The sequence below is a fragment of the Streptomyces sp. NPDC004647 genome, from assembly GCF_040609575.1.
In the GTDB taxonomy this organism is placed as follows: Bacteria; Actinomycetota; Actinomycetes; order Streptomycetales; family Streptomycetaceae; genus Streptomyces.
The window spans coordinates 1-1,060 of sequence record NZ_JBEXKU010000224.1; the positions used below are offsets into that span (position 1 = coordinate 1).

The 1,060-nt window shown below is 69.2% G+C and carries 1 protein-coding gene; it reads left to right on the top strand.

What is annotated here, in order from left to right; all coding sequences use genetic code 11:
- The coding region (locus ABZW18_RS34810) for an acyltransferase domain-containing protein (RefSeq protein ID WP_356195539.1) at positions 1 to 1,060 on the top strand (1,060 nt) is incomplete at both ends.

Consider the following 1,060-nt stretch of genomic DNA (forward strand, 5'->3'; position numbering starts at 1 on the left):
GCCGCTGCTCATGTGGCGGGGGTGTTCTCGTTGGAGGATGCCTGCACGCTGGTGGTGGCGCGGGCGCGGTTGATGCAGGCGCTGCCGGTGGGCGGTTCGATGATGGCGGTGCAGGCGACGGAGGACGAGGTCCTTCCGCTGCTGTCCGAGGATGTATCGATCGCGGCCATCAACGGTCCCGCGTCGGTTGTCGTCTCGGGTGACGAGGATGCCGTTCTGGCGGTGGCGGCACGGCTGGCGGAACAAGGCCGCAAGACGACGCGTCTGCGGGTGTCGCATGCGTTCCACTCGCCGTTGATGGACCCGATGCTGGGCGAGTTCCGTGCGGTCGCGGAGGGCCTGTCGTACGAGGCTCCGCGTATGTCTGTGGTCTCGAACCTGACGGGTGGTGTGGCGTCGGCCGAGGAGCTGTGCTCGCCGGAGTACTGGGTGCGTCATGTCCGTGAGGCCGTGCGCTTCGCGGACGGCGTGCGGACGCTGGCCGAGCAGGGTGTGACCACGTTCCTGGAGCTGGGGCCGGACGGTGTGCTGTCGGCCATGGCCCAGGAATCCGTACCGGACGGCGCCGTGACCGTACCGGCGCTCCGCAAGGACCGGTCGGAAGTGTCGACGGTGCTCGCCGCGTTGGCCCAGCTGCATGTGCGGGGCGTTCCGGCGGTCGACTGGACGGCATTGTTCGCCGGTGCGCGGCGGGTCGAGTTGCCCACGTACGCCTTCCAGCACCAGTGGTTCTGGCCTGCGGGTTCGCAGTCCGGTGCCGCCGGTGATGTGCGCGCGGCGGGTCTGGGTTCCGCCGAGCATCCGCTGCTGGGCGCGGCGGTCGAACTCGCCGAGAGCGAGGGCGCGTTGTTCACTGGTCGGCTGTCCGTCCAGTCGCATCCCTGGTTGGTCGATCACGCGGTCATGGGCCGGATTCTCCTTCCCGGCACTGCCATGCTTGAGCTGGCGTTCTGTGCCGGTGACGGGGTCGGCTGCGACCGGGTCGAGGAGTTGACGCTCGCTGCGCCGCTCACTCTTCCGGAGCGTGGTGCGGTTCAGGTGCAGGTCGCGGTCGGTATTC